Source organism: Pseudomonas sp. S8 (assembly GCF_050473925.1).
Classification (GTDB): Bacteria; Pseudomonadota; Gammaproteobacteria; order Pseudomonadales; family Pseudomonadaceae; genus Aquipseudomonas; species Aquipseudomonas parakoreensis.
The window spans coordinates 1,713,453-1,731,774 of the sequence record NZ_JBFDVZ010000016.1 but is presented as its reverse complement, the minus strand read 5'-3'; the positions used below and the strand labels follow the sequence as shown (position 1 = coordinate 1,731,774).

The window sequence follows — 18,322 nt, the reverse complement described above, 5'->3', positions numbered from 1 at the left end:
AAAGATCGCAGCCTGCGGCAGCTCCTACAGGGAAATGCATTCCAAGGTAGGAGCTGCCGCAGGCTGCGATCTTTTGATCTTAATGAGAATGGCGCGGCACTTCGGCCCCTCGGCAACCCACCAGGAAGTCAAAGTCACAACCCTGATCCGCCTGCAGCACATGGTCGATGTACAGCTGACGATAGCCGCCGACCAGTAGCTGCTGCGGTGGCTGCAGATCGGCCATGCGCGCTGCCAGTTCGGCATCCGGAATGTCCAGGTGCAAACGCCCGCTGGCGCAATCGAGCTCGATCCAGTCGCCTTCCTGCACCACCGCCAACGGCCCACCGGCAGCGGCTTCCGGGGCAACGTGCAAAACCACGGTGCCGTACGCCGTGCCGCTCATCCGTGCATCCGAGATGCGCACCATATCGGTCACGCCCTGGGCCAGCAGCTTGGCCGGCAAGCCCATGTTGCCCACCTCGGCCATGCCCGGATAACCCTTCGGCCCGCAGTTTTTCATCACCAGAATCGAGTCTTTATCGACATCCAGCTCCGGGTCGTTGATCCGCGCCTTGTACATGTCGAAGTTCTCGAAGACCACCGCACGACCGCGATGCTGCATCAATTCCGGGGTCGCGGCGGACGGCTTGAGTACCGCTCCCAGCGGCGCCAGGTTGCCGCGCAGCACGCAGATACCGCCGTCAGCGCGGATCGGATTGTCGAGGGTGCGGATCACTTCGTCCTCGCCGTAGATCGGCGCGTCCTTGGTGTTCTCGCCCAGCGATTTACCGTTGACGGTGAGGGCATCCGGATTGGGGATCAGATTGGCCTCGCCGAGACGGCGCAGCACCGCCGGCAAGCCTCCGGCGTAATAAAACTCTTCCATCAGGAAACGCCCGGACGGTTGCAGATCGACGATGGTCGGCATGCCACGGCCGATGCGGGTCCAGTCGTCCAGATCCAGTTCGACGCCGATGCGACCGGCGATGGCTTTCAAGTGGATCACCGCGTTGGTCGAACCACCGATCGCCGCGTTGACCCGAATGGCGTTTTCAAAGGCTTCCTTGGTCAGGATCTTCGACAGGCGCAAATCTTCGCGCACCATCTCCACTGCGCGCATGCCGGACATGTGCGCCAGCACATAACGCCGCGCATCGACTGCCGGAATCGCCGCGTTGTGCGGCAACGACGTGCCCAGTGCTTCGGCCATGCAAGCCATGGTCGACGCGGTGCCCATGGTGTTGCAGGTGCCCGCCGAGCGCGACATGCCGCCCTCGGCGGCGAGGAAATCGTCAATGGTGATGGTGCCGGCCTTGACCTGCTCGCTGAGCTGCCACACCACCGTGCCGGAACCGATGTCCTTGCCCTTGTGCTTGCCGTTGAGCATCGGCCCGCCGGTGACGACGATCGCCGGCACATCGCAACTGGCCGCGCCCATCAGCAGCGCCGGGGTGGTCTTGTCGCAGCCGGTCAGCAGCACCACGCCGTCAATCGGGTTGCCGCGAATCGCTTCTTCGACGTCCATGCTCGCCAGGTTGCGGGTGAGCATGGCGGTGGGGCGCAGGTTCGACTCGCCATTGGAGAACACCGGGAATTCCACCGGAAAGCCACCGGCCTCGATCACGCCGCGTTTGACGTGCTCGGCAATCTGGCGGAAATGCGCGTTGCACGGGGTCAGTTCCGACCAGGTATTGCAGATGCCGATGATCGGCTTGCCGTGGAACTGGTGGTCGGCGATGCCCTGATTCTTCATCCAGCTGCGGTACATGAAGCCGTTCTTGTCGGCCGTGCCAAACCATTGGGCGGAGCGCAGGGTGGGTTTCTTCTCAGACATGATCGATTCTCTTATTGTAAGACTATTGATTGCGAGTCGTGACTAAACATAAGCGTAAAATCACCGCTTTGGAAGTGTTGTTGGGTAATTAGTATTACTATATAGTCGTTTTCGACGAAGGGATTGGCCCTGGCGATTTTTCGCGAGAGGCGTCCCCCGAGGTTCTATAAAAACAACAATCGGAGACCGATCCCATGAGCCAGGAATTGCGGCTTATCCGCCGCATCACGCTGAAACTGATTCCCTTCCTGATCCTGCTGTACCTGATCGCCTATGTGGATCGCTCCGCCGTCGGCTTCGCCAAGCTGCACATGGGCGCTGACATCGGCATCGGTGATGCGGCCTACGGTCTCGGTGCCGGGCTGTTTTTCATTGGCTACTTTCTTCTCGAAATTCCCAGCAACCTGATGCTCGAACGCTTCGGTGCGCGGCGCTGGTTCGCGCGGATCATGATCACCTGGGGCGCGATCACCATCGGCATGGCGTTCGTCCAGGGCCCGCACAGTTTCTACGTGATGCGCTTTCTGCTCGGCGCGGCGGAGGCGGGGTTCTTTCCCGGTGTTCTGTACTACATCACCCAATGGTTCCCGGTGCGCCATCGCGGCAAGATCCTCGGCCTGTTCATCCTCTCCCAACCGATCGCGATGATGGTCACCGGCCCGGTGTCCGGTGGTTTGCTCGGTATGGACGGCATCCTCGGTCTGCACGGCTGGCAGTGGCTGTTCATCGTCATCGGCACCCCGGCGATCCTGCTGACCTGGCCGGTACTGCGCTGGCTACCCGATGGCCCGCAAAACGTGAAGTGGATGGATCAGGCCGAGAAAGACTGGCTGACCGGCGAGCTGAAAAAGGACTTGCAGGAATACGGACAGACCCGTCACGGCAACCCGCTGCATGCACTCAAGGACAAACGCGTGTTGCTGCTGGCGCTGTTTTACCTGCCGGTGACCCTGAGCATTTATGGCCTTGGCCTGTGGCTGCCGACGCTGATCAAACAGTTTGGCGGCAGCGATCTGGTGACCGGTTTCGTCTCGTCGGTGCCCTACATCTTCGGCATCGTCGGTCTGCTGATCGTGCCACGCAGCTCCGACCGCATGAACGATCGCTACGGTCATCTCGCGGTGCTTTATGTGCTGGGTGCACTGGGCCTGTTTTTCAGCGCCTGGCTGACCCTGCCGGTGGCGCAACTGGCGGCGTTGTGTCTGGTGGCGTTCGCGCTGTTTTCCTGCACGGCGGTGTTCTGGACCTTGCCCGGACGGTTCTTTGCCGGCGCGAGTGCGGCGGCGGGGATCGCCTTGATCAACTCGGTGGGCAACCTCGGCGGCTACATCGGGCCGTTCGTGATTGGGGCGCTGAAGGAATACACCGGGAATCTGGGTTCGGGGTTGTATTTCCTCAGTGCAGTGATGGTGTTCGGTTTGATTTTGACCGGCGTGGTTTACCGCGTGCTTGAGCGCAAACACGTCCTGCCAACCGAGCAATTCGCCGCCAGCGCACGCAGCGCCACCCGAACCTGATATCAAACGAACCATCACCGCAAACCCTGTGGGAGCTGGCTTGCCAGCGATGGCGGCGGCACATCCAACATAGCGGTATCTGACAGATTGCTATCGCTGGCAAGCCAGCTCCCACAGGGTTTTGCAGTGTTTCGAAGTTTTGTTTACAGGAGAAATTTATGCATCTGGTTCAATTCGAATTGATCAACGGCGAGCGCCGCGTCGGTGTGGTCGACAACGGTCTGATCCGCGAAGTGCAGGACGCCCGCAGCGTACGCGATCTCGCGCTGGCCGCGATTGAGGCCGGCGGCACTCTGGAGCAGCAAGTACAAACCCACGGCCTGGGCATCAGTCATGACTATGCGCAGTTGCTCAAAGACCGGCGCATCCTGCCGCCGCTGGATCACCCGGACCCGGCGCACTTGCTGGTCAGCGGTACCGGCCTCACGCATTTGGGCAGCGCCTCGGCGCGGGACAAGATGCACCAGCAGGCCGGCGACGAAGCGCAAATGACCGACACCATGCGCATCTTCAAATGGGGCGTGGAGGGCGGTAAACCAGCGGCGGGGCAGGCGGGCGTGCAGCCGGAATGGTTCTACAAGGGCGACGGCAGCATCGTCGTGCGTCCGGGCGAAGCCTTCCCGCTGCCGCCGTTCGCCGAAGACGCCGGCGAGGAACCGGAGATGGCCGGCCTTTACGTCATTGGCCACGACGGCAAACCGTATCGCCTCGGTTTCGCCGTGGGTAACGAGTTCTCCGATCACGTCATGGAGCGCAAGAATTACCTGTACCTGGCCCACTCGAAACTGCGCAGTTGCAGCTACGGCCCGGAACTGCGCACCGGTGAATTGCCGCAGCATCTGGCTGGCACCAGCCGCATCCTGCGTAACGGCGAAGTGCTGTGGCAGAACGAATTCCTCAGCGGCGAGGCCAACATGTGTCACAGCCTCGCCAACCTCGAATACCACCACTTCAAATATCGCCAGTTTCTGCGTCCGGGCGACGTGCACATTCACTTCTTCGGCACTGCGACCCTGTCGTTCGCCGATGGCGTTCGCACCCAACCCGGCGACCAGTTTGAAATCAGCCAGGCCGAATTCGGCGCACCGCTGGTCAACGGCATCGCCCCGGCAGCAGCGGCTTTTCAACCGGACAGCATCGGCACCCTTTAAGGAGCTCCCATGACTCAGATTCTTGGCCACAACTTCATTGGCGGACAGCGCAGCGCAGCGGGCGACGTGACACTGCACAGCGTCGACGCAACCACCGGCGAACACCTGCCGTACGCATTCATTCAAGCGACTGAAGCCGAAGTCGATGCCGCCGCCAAAGCCGCCGCCGCAGCGTACCCGGCCTATCGCAGCCTCAGCGCCGAACGCCGCGCGCAATTTCTCGACGCGATTGCCGACGAACTGGATGCGCTGGGTGATGATTTCGTCGCGCTGGTCTGCCGTGAAACCGCGCTGCCCGCCGGACGCATTCAGGGCGAGCGCGGGCGCACCAGCGGGCAGATGCGCCTGTTTGCCAAAGTCCTGCGGCGCGGTGATTTCTACGGTGCGCGAATCGATTTGCCGTTGCCCGATCGCCAGCCGTTGCCACGCCCGGATCTGCGCCAATACCGCATTGGCCTCGGCCCGGTGGCGGTGTTTGGCGCGAGCAACTTTCCGTTGGCGTTTTCCACTGCGGGCGGCGATACCGCTGCCGCGCTGGCCGCCGGTTGCCCGGTGGTGTTCAAGGCGCATTCAGGTCACATGGCAACCGCTGAACGTGTGGCCCAGGCCCTGATTCGCGCGGCGGAAAAAACCGCGATGCCGGCAGGCGTGTTCAACATGATTTACGGCGCTGGTGTTGGCGAATGGCTGGTCAAGCATCCGGCGATTCAGGCGGTCGGGTTCACCGGTTCGCTGAAGGGCGGTCGCGCACTGTGCGACATGGCCGCGGCACGGCCGCAACCGATCCCGGTGTTCGCCGAAATGTCGAGCATCAACCCGGTGATCGTTCTGCCGCAAGCCTTGGCTGAGCGCTCGGAAACCATCGCCCGCGACCTGACCGCTTCGGTGGTGCAGGGCTGCGGTCAGTTCTGTACCAACCCGGGTTTGGTCATTGGGATTCGCTCGCCGCAGTTCAGCGCCTTCGTCCAGCAAGTCGCCGGGCTGATTGGCGACCAACCGGCGCAAACCATGCTCAACGCCGGCACCCTTGGCAGTTACGGCAAAGGTCTGCAAAAGTTACTGGCACATTCCGGCATCGAGCATCTGGCGGGTAATCCGCAACAGGGCAATCAGGCGCAGCCACAACTGTTCAAGGCCGATGTCAGCCTGTTGATCAACGGCGATGAAGTGCTGCAGGAAGAAGTGTTCGGCCCGACCACGGTGATCGTCGAAGTGGCGGACAAGGCCGAGCTCAGCGCGGCGCTGCAGGGGCTGCACGGCCAACTGACGGCGACGATGATCGGCGAACAGGCCGACTTCGAACGCTTCCCGGAACTGACGCCGCTGCTCGAACAGAAAGTCGGACGGATCCTGCTCAATGGTTATCCAACGGGTGTGGAGGTGTGTGACTCAATGGTGCACGGCGGGCCGTATCCGGCGACTTCCGATGCGCGCGGTACCTCGGTGGGGACGCTGGCGATCGATCGGTTCCTGCGCCCGGTATGCTTCCAGAACTACCCCGATAGCTTGCTGCCGGAACCGCTGAAAAACGCCAACCCGTTGCGCATTCAGCGGCTGGTGGATGGCAAGCCGTCACGCGACGCGTTGTAACGGTCCGCCAATTTCCCTGTGGGAGCTGGCTTGCCAGCGATGAGGACGGCACATTCAACATTGATGTGTCTGACAAATTGCTATCGCTGGCAAGCCAGCTCCCACAGGGTCCTGCGTCAACAATGAGCTATCATTGCCGGTTTCCCCCCTGAAAGACTTGATTGCCATGACTGCCCAAACCCTTCTCAACGCCCTCGAACACTGCGGCATGGTCGAAATCGACGGCCTGCACGCCTTCGAATTCGCCCTCGACGAAGACGACAACCTGCACATCGAATGCATGGATGGCAAAAAATCCCTGCACTTCGAATTCACTCCGGCTGAAGTTGAGGCAGCAACGTTTGACGAAGACCTGCAGAGCTGGCTGATCATTGGCTACGCCAGCGACACCAAGACCACCGGCGAACACCGTCTGGTCTGCCTCGGTGATGTGGTCAGCAGCAGCGACGACGAGGATGACAATTAATGAACATGCGTAAATTCTGGCCATTGCTGATGGCTGGCAGCGTCGGTGCGATGGGCCTGTCCAGTGCCAGCGCCGAGAGCTATCAATTGCTGGTCGGCTCCTACACCGCCGGCACCAGCCAGGGCATCTATCGAATGAATTTCGACAGCGCCACAGGCCAGATCGCCGCCAAGCCGCTGCAAGTGGTGAAGAGCGAAAACCCGTCATGGCTGACCTTGTCCAAAGACCAGAAGCAGCTGTTCGTGGTCAATGAAAACGGTCCCGGCCAGAAAGACCCGGTCGGCCGCGTCAGCAGCTACTCGATCGATCCCAAGACCCACGTCCTGACGCTGATCAATCAAGTGCAGAGCCTGGGCAACGAGCCGACCCATTCGAGCCTCAGCGGCGATGCCAGCCATCTGTTCGTCAGCAACTATTCGGTGGTCGAAGATCCGGGCGGCACCCTCGCGGTGTTGCCGGTCAGTGCCGATGGCAAACTCAAACCGGTGGTGCAGATGAGCGCGCACCCGGCGAGCCGGGTCAACCCCGAGCGTCAGGCCTCGAACCACGTGCACTCGACGGTGTCCTCGCCGGATGGCCGCTACGTGTTCTCCAACGATCTGGGGGCGGACAAGGTCTTCATCTACCAGTTCGACCCGAAAGCCAACCCAGAGCTGCCGTTGACCCCGGCGAAAACTGCTTCGGTGAGCCTGCCGGCCGGCAGCGGCCCGCGTCACTTGCTGTTCAGCGCGGACGGTAAACATGCCTGGCTGACCATGGAAATGAGCGCACAGGTCGCAGTGTTCGACTATCACGACGGCGTGTTGACCCAGACGCAACTGGTCGATCTGGCTGCCGGTCAACCGACCTCGGACAAAGCCGCCGCCGCGCTGCATGCCTCGGCCGATGGCAAGTTCCTCTACGTCAGCAACCGTGGTACCGCCAATCAGCTACTGGTTTTCAGCATCGATCCGGCAACCGGCCAGCTCAAGGAGCTGCAAAAACGTTCGGTGGAGGGCGATCACCCGCGCGAATTCAGCCTCGATCCAAGTGGCAAATTCCTGCTGATCGCCAACCAGAAGAGCAACGAAATTGTCGTCGTCGAGCGTGACGCCAAGACCGGTCTGCTCGGCAAAACCGTGCAGAAACTGCCGATGGACGCGCCCAGCGACCTGAAGTTTATCGTGCGACAATGAGCCACAGGCCCCGGTTTACGGGGCCTGTCTCTTTGTATTAATCGCGCTGATATCCGGTAATGCTACAAAGCATTTCAAGCGATCAACCCTCGAGCGTTAAGTTTGCTTCACGGCCCAACCGGGCAAAGCAAGCCAACCGAACACGAGGGTTACCGCCATGAACTTCAATCTCTTCTCCGTCATCGCCGCTTCCGCCATCTCCGCCACCGTTGCATTGCCAGCCAGTGCCAACGTTGAAATCGCCAGCAAAAAATCCCACACCCAGAGCTACACCCAGAAATACCTGCAACAGAGCGCCAACTTCTACGCCGCACTGGATCACAAAGCCCAACACTGAACTCTGCAGCTGTCTCCAAAACGGAGATCTTCGGACGCATATCGCACCCCTGTAGGAGCTGCCGAAGGCTGCGATCTTTTGACGTTTAAGATCAAAAGATCGCAGCCTTCGGCAGCTCCTACACGTATGCGTGATCAAAAAATCTCCGCTCGATAGGTTTTCTCCAACGCTGAGATAGAAGGCCTAAATAATCAACGAAGCTGATGTTTACTATGGCAAACCCTGAGTGGTTACCACGGCTTTTTTGATTGATCCTGACGGCACTGAAACATGCCCACGGAGCACATGATGGCCAGTTCAATCATCACCTCAGCCAAGCGCGGCGCCTACCTGGCCATCGGTCTTTACCTGGCCCTGGTGCTGTTCGTCAGCATCGCTGCGCAAACCCAACACAGCTTCGACGCACCGATCGAAGTCGCACACCCCGGCATCCAGTTCGAACACCGCGCAGACGTGCTGGTTGATCGTGCTGAAATCACAGGAGTGAGCGGCGCATGAAAGGCTACAGACTCTGGGTCATCGCCGGTCTGGCATTGATGACCAATGGCGCGGCGTTACTCGGTTTTGGTCAAGGCTCGGTCGGTGCGCTGGCCCGGGCCATAGAGGCCAATCACAGCATTGCGCACAATATCGAACGGGCCAACTCGCAGGGGTTGCTGGCCGGTAATCCGCCGATCAAGGCTGAGGTCGATTTTCTTGGGCCGTTTGAAGTGGATTGCATGGCACTGGGCATGTGCAACGTACTGGCTTAGACAACCCGATCATTGTGGTGAGGGGATTTATCCCCGATGGGTCGCGAAGCAGCCCCAGACCCGGCAAACCAGATTATTTTGATACACCAAGGTGTCTGATTTCAGGGCAGCTTCGCCGCCCATCGGGGATAAATCCCCTCGCCACAGGGATTCCCTGGGGTTATTTCTTCATGATGGAGGTGAAGAGGTTGGATTCGAGGAAGCGCTGTAGCCACGCCTGCAAGCGAACATAGGGCGTCTGCGCAAACCACTCGCGATCCACATGCGCAAACTGCCGAACGAACGGCAGCAGGGCGATATCCGCCAGGCTGGGATGCTCGGTCAGCAAGTAATCGCGATCAGCCAGCAACTCTTCCAGCCGCTGTAAAAACACCGCGCCCTCAGCCCGATAAACCTCCATCGGCTGCTCCGGATAGCGTTCGGCGTATTTATAGCGGTTCAAATGCACCTTGAACCCCTGATCATTGGCCTCGATCAACCCGGCAATCCGTGAATCGCCATCGAGCAGCCAATCATCCGGATCGTGCTGCGCCAACGCCCAGCGCATGATCTCCAGGCTCTCATCGATCACCCGGCCATCGGCCTCCAGCACCGGCACCGTGCCTTTGGGTGAGATCGCGAGCATCTCGGCCGGTTTGGCCTTGAGGCTGACTTCGACGATCTCCACCGGTACCCCCGAATAGCGCAGGGCCATTCGCGCGCGCATCGCGTAGGGGCAGCGGCGGAAAGAATACAGCGTGTTCATTTCACCTCCAGCGTGCTCAAGCCGTTGCCCTGGCGCTGTACCTGAATCTGCACCGGAATCCGCTCGTGCATTTCCTGCACGTGGGAAATCACCGCGACCTTGCGCCCCTGCGCTTGCAAGCCGTCGAGGGCATCCATGGCCAGTTGCAGGGATTCCGGATCGAGGCTGCCGAAGCCTTCGTCGATGAACAGCGATTCGATTTTCAGCGTGCTCGACGCCATCGAGGCCAGCCCCAGTGCCAGAGCCAGCGACACCAGAAAGGTCTCGCCGCCGGACAGCGAATGGACCGAGCGCAATTCGTCGCCCATCTCGGTGTCCAGCACCAGCAGGCCGAGCATGCTGCCGCCACGTTTGAGGCGATAGCGTTTGACCAGTTGGCGCAACTGCACGTTGGCATGATGCACCAGCAGGTCGAGGTTGTAGGCCTGGGCGATCTTGCGGAAGGTGTCGCCGGTGGCTGAGCCGATCAACGCGTTCAGGCGCGCCCAGCGCTGGTACTCGGCGTAAGCCTCGGCGATCTGCTGCGCCAATGCCTGATTGGCGTTCTGGCGGCGCTGATCTTCGGCTTGTTCGGCGCGCAGTTCGGCACACTGTTGCTCGCTGAGGTTGAACTGGTTCTGCAGCTGGGCGAGGGCGCTGGCGAGTTGCTCGGCATCGAGATTGCCGTTGTGCTGCGCCTGATGATCGGCCAGGCGCTGATCGCGCTCTTGCAGCAGCACCTTGGCCTGTTCGACGGCTTTTTCGTTGTGCTGCAAGCGCTGGCGCAGTTCGCTGAGCTGTGTGTCATCGACGCGCAACAGGTCTTCGAGGCCGCCGTCATCCAGTTCAGGATGGCGTGCGCGCCAGTCGGCAATCTTCTGCGTCAGTTCGCTGTCTTCGCTTTGCAGTGCCTGTAAGCGTTCTTGTTGTGCCTTGAGTTCGGCGCCAATTTGCACAAGTTGCGTACGCACGCTCTGCAGTTCCGCAGCGGTGCTGGTTTCGGCGTTGCGCGCCTGTTCCACGGCCTGTTCCAGCTGCTGCTGCCAGTGCTCGGCGCTGCTGTGTTCGCCCAGCAGGCGCGCGAGTTTTTCCTGACTAGCCTGTTGCTGCTCGGCCAGGGCGCTGAACTGCTGCTCGGCGCTTTGCAGCTGTTGTACGCGACTGTGTTGGCGGTCCTGTTCTTTCTCCAGCGTTTGCTGGCGTTGTTGCTGTTCGGCCAACTCTTCATTCTGCTGCTCAACCTGCCCCAGACGCTCGGCAATCTGCCGATCCAGTTGCATGAAGGTTGCCGCCGGTTCAACGCGCAGGGCTTCGAGGGTGTCGGCTGGCAGCAGGCTTGCGAACGCGCTGAGCTCTTCGTCGAGGCGCTGACGGTCGCTGCTCAGTTCGCGTTGTTGGTTGCTCAGGTGCTGCGCCGCTTGCTGATGTGCGGTTTCGGCATTGCGCAGTTGCTGGGTCAGGCGCGCCGCGTCCTGTTGCAGGGTGAGCAGGGCGCTCTGGCGTTGTTCGTCCTGAGTGATGCTCTGGTTCAGTTGCTCGTTTTGCCGGGGCAGCCAGGCGTCGCGCTTGTCGGCGTCCTGATTGAGCAACTGAGGCGCCAGCGGATGCGCCTCCAGACTCGGCGCCAGTGCCTGCAGCTGGGCGCTCAATTGTTCCTGCTGTTGCAGCAGCTCTTTCTGCCGGGCGATCACGCCACCGACTTCAGCGCGCAACTCGGTGAGTTTTTCCTTGAGCTGATCCACCGCGTGCTGCGCGCTGGCCTGCTCGGATTCATCGTGCCGGCCGAGGCTTTGCAGCAGCGCTTCCGGCTGATGATACGGATGCTCGTGGCTGCCGCAGACCGGGCAGGGCTGGTCGTCCTGCAACTGCGCGCGCAGCTCTTCGACACTGGCGCTGCGGGCCAGACGCTGGCGTTCGAGCAGTTCACGGGTGACATTGAGGGTTTGCTCAGCGACAGTCAGTTCGGCCTTGGTTTTCACCCCGTCCTGGGTCAGGCGCTCGCGTTCCTGCTGTGCAACGAGCAGGCGCTGTTGCACCTCGGCGCTGCGTTTTTCCAGCTCCTGCTGACTGGCCCAGAGCCGCGTCAGGTCTTCGATAGCGCGCAGTTGTTTGCGATTGTCCTGCAGCAGATTGCCAAGGATGCCGATCTGTTCGGCGACGGCATCCGGCTCGGCGCCGGCCTCCTTGAACAGCACTTCCAGTTGTTGTTTTTGCGCGGCCAGCGTCTCGGCGCTGAGCGCCGCGTTCTGTTCGAGGGACGCCAGTTCGGCCTGGCCCTTGTTCAGGCGATTGCCGATCAGCATCAGCTGTTGCAGGCGATCGCGGTAGGCATTCCATGCATCGCTGAGCGGCGCCAGACCCGCACTCTGCTCCAGCCCGGCGGCGATTTTCTGCAGGCGTTCAGCGACTTCTACCTGTTTCGTCTGCAAGGCCTGAATTGCGCGCTGGCCTTCGCTGCAGGCCAGCTCGGCGGCTTGCCGGGTTTCGGCGCTAAGGGCTGTTTCCTTGGCGAGGCGGGCGAGGGTGCTTTGCTCGTCGAAGGCCTGACGCAGCAGCAAGGCACTTTCGCTGTGCCGCTGCTGCGCTTCGCTCAGGGCGATGTTTGCCGCATTGAGCGCCTGTTCCAGTTGCGTCTGGCGCTCGTTGAGCTCGCCGTGTTGCCGGGTATGCGCGGCAATCTGTGCCACCAGCGGCGTCAGTTGCGCATCGAGTTCAGTCTTGCGCGCGAACTGGTGGCGTTGCGGCGCGAGTTGCTCCAGGCGCGTCAGCTTCAGGCGCTCGCCAGCCAGACCTTCCCACTGCTGCTGTGCACTCTGCAGTTGTTCGGCGGCCGATTGTTGCGCGTCCTGCAATTGACGCAAATCCTTGAGCCAGCTGTGCTGTTGTTCCAGTTGCTTGAGCTGGGCCTGCTGCAACTTCAACTGTTGCTGGGCGGCGTTGAAGCGTTCGTCCAGCTCGGCCCGCGCTTCGGGCGTCAGCGGAGTCACGCCGGTGGCCTGATCCTGCAACAGCTTGTGCGCTTCGCGGGCCTCTTTGGTCTTGTCGAACGCGCGGCGGCCGAGGCGAGTGTAGAGCGCGGTGTCGGTGAGTTTCTCCAGCAGTTCGCTGCGGTCGTTGTCGTCGGCCTTGAGAAACGCGCTGAACTCGCTCTGGGCCAGCAGCACGGCACGGGTGAATTGTTCGAAGTTCAGGCCCAGCGCAGCTTCGAGTTGGGTCTTGTATTCGCCTTTCTGGCTGGCGAGCAGTTGATCCTGATCGATGTCGCGCAGGCTCTGGCGACTGGCCTGCAACTTGCCGCCGGCCTTTTCCCGGGCGCGGTTGGCTTCCCAGCGCGCGCGATAACGCCGGCCATCGACGCCGACAAAATCCACTTCCGCGTAACCTTCACCGGTACCACGGCGCAGCAAGGTACGCGGGTCGCCGGTGGCGATTTCGCCGTCGGCATCCGGCACCTTGGCGTCACGACCGGTGTTGTTAAGCCGTGGCACGGCGCCAAACAGCGCCAGGCACAAGGCGTCGAGCAAGGTACTTTTACCGGCGCCGGTCGGCCCGGTGATCGCGAACAGGCCGGCACTGGCCAGCGGTTCGGCGGTGAAATCAATCTCGAACGGCCCGGCCAGCGAGGCGAGGTTCTTCAAGCGAATGGCGAGAATCTTCATGGCTGCTCGCCCTCCATCTGTACGTCCTGCAGCAGTTCGGCGAAGTCCTTGAGGGTCTGCTCATCGACCTCGTTGCCATAGTTGTCGAGCCAGGCGCGACTGAACAGCTCCTGCGGAGTGAGTTGATCCAGCTCGACCAGCGCGCTGGCGTCGTCGCTGCCCTCAGCGCCTCGGTTGCCGGCGTACTCGGCGGCGATCCGCACCAGGCGCACGGCTTTGCCTTGCAAGGCGTTTTCCACCTGATGGCGCAGATCCGGCTGCGGCTCGTCGAGGGTGACGCGCACTTCCAGCCATGGCTGACGCTGGGTTTCAGCGAGCAGATCGATATTCGGCAGGTCAGACAGTTGCAGCAGAATCTCCGCCAGCGGCGCCGGGCCGATGCGTTGCAGGTTGACCGAGCGCGGGATCAGTTTCGGCTCGACGCTGACCAGGGTTTCGCCGTCGAGGGTGATGTCGAGAATCTGGTGTTGATAGCCGATCTCTGAAAACGACAGCGGAATCGGCGAGCCGCTGTAGCGAATGCGTTCTTCACCGTTGACCTTCTGCGGCTTGTGCAAATGGCCGAGGGCAACGTAGCTGATGCTCGGCCCGAACAGGCTGGCGGGCAGCGCCTCGGCGTTACCGATGATCAGGCTGCGCTCCGAGTCTTCCGAGACCGAGCCGCCGGCCATGTGCGCGTGGCTGATGGCGACCAGTGCCTGACCCGGCTGGCGCTTGGCATTCGCCGCTTCGATCAGCCACTCATGCACCTGACCGATACCGCGCAGGTAGTCGTCGCCCAGATGCGCACCGGTCACCTCGGCTGGACGCAGGAACGGCAGCGCCAGACACCACGCGGCGATCTCGCCTTGGGCATCGGGCAGTGGCAGCAGCAGACGTTCGGCGTCGAGCTGACCGTCATCCAGCCACAACACCCGCCCCAGCGCATGGGTGCGCAAACGGCGCATCAACGGCGCTGGCAGCTCGATGCGCGAGCCGGAATCGTGGTTGCCGGCGATCATCACGATGGTCAGCAACGGTTGCTGCTCGTGAGCGCTGACGATGAAATCGTAGAGGCGTTCCTGGGCTTTGACCGGCGGGTTGACCGTGTCAAAGATGTCCCCGGCAATCAGCAGCACATCCGGCTGTGCCAGTTGCAGTTGGCGCAGCAGCCATTCGAGAAAGCACGCATGCTCGAAATCGCGCTCCTGGCCATGCAGGTTTTGCCCAAGGTGCCAGTCGGAGGTGTGAAACAGACGCAAGGTGGACTCCGCTACAGAAAGAGGTGATGGCCGCGGGGGAAATGATGGGCGGCAAAGAGGGGGGAGTTTACTGGCAAACGGGCGGGCTTGCCCAAAGGCTTGCAAGATCAAGAGGCCGTTGCCGCTGCCGTCTGTCGCTACTGTCAGATCTGACAGTAGCGACAGACGGCAGCGGGTGATGGGATATCGCAGTCGCCAAGGCGTCAGGCCGGGGCTTTCTGTCATCTGAGGAGCTGCTTGCATGAAAACGCAATTACCATCGGCCTCTACGTCTTCTGATCCAGGCGTGAGCGCACTCAAGCCCATAAACATCACCAAGCTCAGGACTCCCGTGCAGGGCTATGACGGTGGGTTGCCGGTGGCCGCTGTGGAGGGAGGCGTCGAGTTTCTGGTGCCTCCCTGGCTGGCAATGAAGGTGGGTGATCTGCTTGAGGTGTTCTGGGGCGACCTGCAGACGCCGGTCTGGAGCAAAAAAATGGAGCCGGAAGATGTAAACGAATTCATCAAAGGGACGATCGATGAGGGGCATATTCGCAGGGGGGAGGCCTATCCGGTTTTTTATCGCGTGACCCGGTGGACTCAGGTGCCTGAGTCAACTCCGCCGGAGAGGTTCTTCGTCAAACTGGATCGCCCCGGCGGTTTCGATGACGACCAGTCGACGCCCGGTAACCAGAACCTGCGTTACCAAATTCCCCAGAGCATCATCGACAACGGCGTCGGCCCCGAGGAGGCCGCGGCGGGTGTACCAATCACGATCCTGCCGTACCTCTTCATGCGCATCAACGACCGTGTAAAAGTGGCATGGGGCAGCGAAGAGAAAGCCGTCTTTGTCGAGCAAAAACATATTGACGACCCTGACAATAACCCGCTGGTCGCGACCATCGATAAGTCACAAATCGAGAAGGCGGGCGACAACGCCAGGACGATCGTGACGTACCAGGTGATCGATGAGTGCGGCAATTATCCCGATCTGCGTTCACCGTGGTCGGCGGAAACCCGCGTCGTGGTTGATCTGAAAGAAAATCGCCTCGATGCACCTATCGTGCTGGAGGCCGATCCGCAGACTGACGAAATCGACCTCGACGAATTGAACGAGGACGATGTGAACGTTCTGGTCAATACCCCCGCCGGCAACTTCCAGGAACAGGATGTCGTCGCATTGACTTGGCTGGGAACCAACGCCCAGGGCGCACCGATCAACCATGGCCCGGTAGAGCTGACGGTGACGCGAGTCGGTCTTGCGCTGTCTTTCACCGTCCCGAACGACAAGGTACGGGCCATTGCCAAAGGCCGGGCCAGTGTCTCCTACATCCTCAAGCGAGCGGGCGAGGCTGATCGACCGTCCAAGACCGTCGGTATCTCGGTGACGGGGGAGATCTTCCGACTGCCGTCTCCAACGGTGGACGAAGCCCCTGCCGGTACGCTGAACCCGGACGAACGCTGGGCAACCGTGCGCATTCCTTGGTTTGCGGGGCGTGCCGCCAGTGACCTGTTGACGCTGATCTGGCAGGCCACGCGTCCCGGCGGCGGCATCGTCTATTACGAAGATCCGCGCCCGGTTGGTGATGTGCCGGATGACGAGCCGGTTTTGCGCAACGTCTCGAATGTGGTGATCCAGCGTTTCGACGGGTTGAAGGTCTCGGTGTTCTATTCCGTCGCCAATGATGACGAGGCGACACTCAACGTGCGCGAGTCGTTGCCGTTCGAGATGCAGGTGGGCGAGGTGCAACCGCTTTTCGTGACGCCGCGTGTGGAAGAGGCAGTGCCTGGCACGTCGTTGATCGATCCGGAAGCCGTACCGCCGCTGGGCTGTAAATTGATTGTGCCGTATCTGCAGACGCTGCCCGAAGACGTGGTGAATTATCGCTGGCGCGGCTCGGCCACCAGCGGCAGTACCAGCGGCTCGCTGCACCTGACATCGCAAACCGCCGGCAAGGAGGTGCCGTTCACCGTGCCTAAACAGTTTGTGACCAACAACCTCAATCGGCGGATCGTCATCGACTACTTTATCGTGCGCAACGGCAAGACCCTGGGTTACTCCTTTCCGCTGACCCTGCGGGTCGGCAATGCCCTGCTGGATTTCGATCCGCCCTCAATCGATGGCGCACGCGGCGACCAGATCGATGCGAGCGCGGTACCTGCGGTGGGTGCCACCGTGCGCCTTGCCGCGACGTATGGCCTGAAGGTTGGCGACCGCGGCGAGATCCGCTGGATCGGCATTGCCGGAGAGGGCACGGCGATGGTGCCATTTCGCGTGGAAAGCGGAGAAGCGGGACGCGACAAACTGATCAGCGTGCCGCAGTCGGTGGTGTTGGCCAACGTCGGGCAGGAGATCTCGCTGGATTGCACCGTGCTGCGTCAGGCCGGTGGTCAACAGTACTCGCGCGTGGCGGTTTATGACGTGCGTGCTTCGCTGGGGACAGGCCGCTTGCTGGTAATGGGCGCGCGCTCGCGGGGCAATTATCAGATTTATGGCGGCGGGACTGCGTGGCTGACCGCGCTGGATGCAACCGACCGGCAGCCGGTCAAGGCCTGGTGGCGTTATAACGGCGAGGAGGGCGAGGTCAGTGGTATGACGTTTCGTGACACCCGCCCGGACCGACTGCTGCATGTGCGGATCAGTGATGATCAAGTGACGATCAATCCGCTGAATTTGTGTGGGAACGGGAATTTTAATTCCGGCCCCGAAGCAAACAACGCAGCCTTTGCGGCACGGACTGAACGTGGTGCCCTGGTGGCTTGGGGCAAGCCTGGTCGTGGTGGAGATTTGGGGGATTCGTTACCGGCCATTTCTGATGCCCTATCGCTGAGTGCTTGCGGTTATGCGTTTGCGGCGCGTCAGGCCAGTGGGGGGGTGGTGGCTTGGGGGCGTAAAGAAGACGGAGGCGAGATACCCGAACCCATCAGTCTTTTGCGGGACATCGTAGCGGTAAGCGGCAACGGTTATGTGTTTGTTGCGTTACGTCGCGACGGGAGTCTGGTGGCGTGGGGAAGCCTGGGTTATGGGGCAACACTTCCACAGCCAATCCCTGCATTGAGAGATGTCGTCAGAGTGATTGGCAACCTCTACGCCTTTGCTGCGTTACGGGCCAATGGTTCGGTCGTGGCGTGGGGGCACCAAATCAATGGAGGTAATTTGCCTGAGGCCGTCGCGGTATTGACTGACATTGTTGATGTAGTCGCTAACGCTTATGCCTTCGCAGCCCTGCGTTCCAATGGTTCAGTGGTGGCTTGGGGAGCCTCCTCCTATGGGGGGGCGGTGCCTGGCAACATTGGGGTACTGACAGACATTGTGGAGCTGATCGGAACCGAATACGCCTTTACCGCGCGACGCAGCAATGGCAGCGTTGCTGCCTGGGGGAGCGGCGGGTATGGCGCAAACGTTCCTGAGCCGATCGCCTTATTGACAGACATCCGCACGGTAACGGGTAACTATGGATCATTCGTCGCACTGCTGAGCAGCGGACGTATAGTGGGTTGGGGAGCCCAGGCAATTCCGGCGCCAGTTGCATTACTGACTGACGTTGTACAGGTGGTTTGCGGGCGCGTTGCGTTTGCCGCATTGCGGGCCAACGGCACCGTTGTAGCCTGGGGGTTTTCTGATCGAGGTGGCGAAATTCCGGATGCCATTGCCGCCAGACTGGTCAACGTCCGCGCCATTTATGGAAACACCCATGCCTTCGCCGCGCTAACCTCCAGCGGCGACGTCGTGACCTGGGGGCGTGGCCCCGCCGGAGGAGATAGCGATGCCGTCGCCGATCAGCTCAATGGCAAAATCTTCTACGAAGCTACAGCGCTGTCCCGTGGTTTGGGAATGCGTGAGACGCGATTGCTTGAAGCGGCAGAAAGTCAACAAACCTCATAACACCGCCAACGCCTGAACGATCGCAGCCT

General features: G+C 61.2%; 13 protein-coding genes. 9 read left to right on the top strand and 4 right to left on the bottom strand.

What is annotated here, in order from left to right; all coding sequences use genetic code 11:
• Positions 1-79: 79 nt before the first annotated feature.
• Positions 80-1,816: an IlvD/Edd family dehydratase gene (locus AB1J88_RS08930; RefSeq protein WP_115984925.1), complete on the bottom strand. Its 1,737-nt coding sequence runs from the start codon at positions 1,814-1,816 to the stop codon at positions 80-82.
• A gap of 194 nt (positions 1,817-2,010) precedes the next feature.
• Here AB1J88_RS08930 and AB1J88_RS08925 point away from each other — a divergent pair, with 194 nt between their 5' ends.
• From AB1J88_RS08925 to AB1J88_RS08890, 8 genes are all read left to right on the top strand, one after another.
• Positions 2,011-3,333: an MFS transporter gene (locus AB1J88_RS08925; RefSeq protein WP_430290856.1), complete on the top strand. Its 1,323-nt coding sequence runs from the start codon at positions 2,011-2,013 to the stop codon at positions 3,331-3,333.
• A gap of 158 nt (positions 3,334-3,491) precedes the next feature.
• Positions 3,492-4,484, top strand: a complete 993-nt coding sequence (gene araD1 / locus AB1J88_RS08920; protein WP_430290855.1) for an AraD1 family protein — start codon at positions 3,492-3,494, stop codon at positions 4,482-4,484.
• Positions 4,485-4,493: 9 nt separating this feature from the next.
• The gene (locus AB1J88_RS08915; RefSeq protein WP_430290854.1) at positions 4,494-6,074 is read left to right on the top strand and encodes an aldehyde dehydrogenase (NADP(+)); all 1,581 of its coding nucleotides are present in this window, start codon (positions 4,494-4,496) and stop codon (positions 6,072-6,074) included.
• 166 nt (positions 6,075-6,240) lie between these two features.
• Entirely contained in the window at positions 6,241-6,540 is a 300-nt protein-coding gene (locus tag AB1J88_RS08910; RefSeq protein ID WP_430290853.1) for a DUF5629 family protein, read from the top strand.
• Positions 6,540-7,715, top strand: coding sequence for a lactonase family protein (locus AB1J88_RS08905; RefSeq protein WP_430290852.1), 1,176 nt, complete (start codon positions 6,540-6,542; stop codon positions 7,713-7,715). The genes AB1J88_RS08910 and AB1J88_RS08905 overlap by 1 nt, the downstream gene beginning before the upstream one ends.
• A gap of 157 nt (positions 7,716-7,872) precedes the next feature.
• Positions 7,873-8,052 (top strand): hypothetical protein, encoded by a 180-nt coding sequence (locus tag AB1J88_RS08900; protein WP_041062495.1) that lies wholly within the window; start codon positions 7,873-7,875, stop codon positions 8,050-8,052.
• A gap of 288 nt (positions 8,053-8,340) precedes the next feature.
• Positions 8,341-8,550, top strand: a complete 210-nt coding sequence (locus AB1J88_RS08895; protein ID WP_430290851.1) for a hypothetical protein — start codon at positions 8,341-8,343, stop codon at positions 8,548-8,550.
• Positions 8,547-8,804 carry a hypothetical protein gene (locus tag AB1J88_RS08890; RefSeq protein ID WP_430290850.1) on the top strand — a complete coding sequence of 86 codons (258 nt, stop codon included), beginning with the start codon at positions 8,547-8,549 and terminating at the stop codon, positions 8,802-8,804. Before AB1J88_RS08895 ends, AB1J88_RS08890 begins: the two co-directional genes overlap by 4 nt.
• Positions 8,805-8,964: 160 nt before the next feature.
• Here AB1J88_RS08890 and AB1J88_RS08885 read toward each other — a convergent pair whose 3' ends face one another.
• From AB1J88_RS08885 to AB1J88_RS08875, 3 genes are read right to left on the bottom strand one after another with little or no spacing between them, the layout of a single operon-like run.
• Positions 8,965-9,549, bottom strand: a complete 585-nt coding sequence (locus AB1J88_RS08885; protein WP_430290849.1) for a glutathione S-transferase — start codon at positions 9,547-9,549, stop codon at positions 8,965-8,967.
• Positions 9,546-13,187 carry an AAA family ATPase gene (locus AB1J88_RS08880; protein WP_430290848.1) on the bottom strand — a complete coding sequence of 1,214 codons (3,642 nt, stop codon included), beginning with the start codon at positions 13,185-13,187 and terminating at the stop codon, positions 9,546-9,548. The genes AB1J88_RS08885 and AB1J88_RS08880 overlap by 4 nt, the downstream gene beginning before the upstream one ends.
• Positions 13,184-14,428, bottom strand: a complete 1,245-nt coding sequence (locus AB1J88_RS08875) for an exonuclease SbcCD subunit D C-terminal domain-containing protein (protein ID WP_430290847.1) — start codon at positions 14,426-14,428, stop codon at positions 13,184-13,186. Before AB1J88_RS08875 ends, AB1J88_RS08880 begins: the two co-directional genes overlap by 4 nt.
• A gap of 241 nt (positions 14,429-14,669) precedes the next feature.
• On the opposite strand from AB1J88_RS08875, the gene AB1J88_RS08870 reads away from it, so the two are divergent.
• The gene (locus AB1J88_RS08870) at positions 14,670-18,293 is read left to right on the top strand and encodes an RCC1 domain-containing protein (protein WP_430290846.1); all 3,624 of its coding nucleotides are present in this window, start codon (positions 14,670-14,672) and stop codon (positions 18,291-18,293) included.
• Positions 18,294-18,322: the final 29 nt, after the last annotated feature.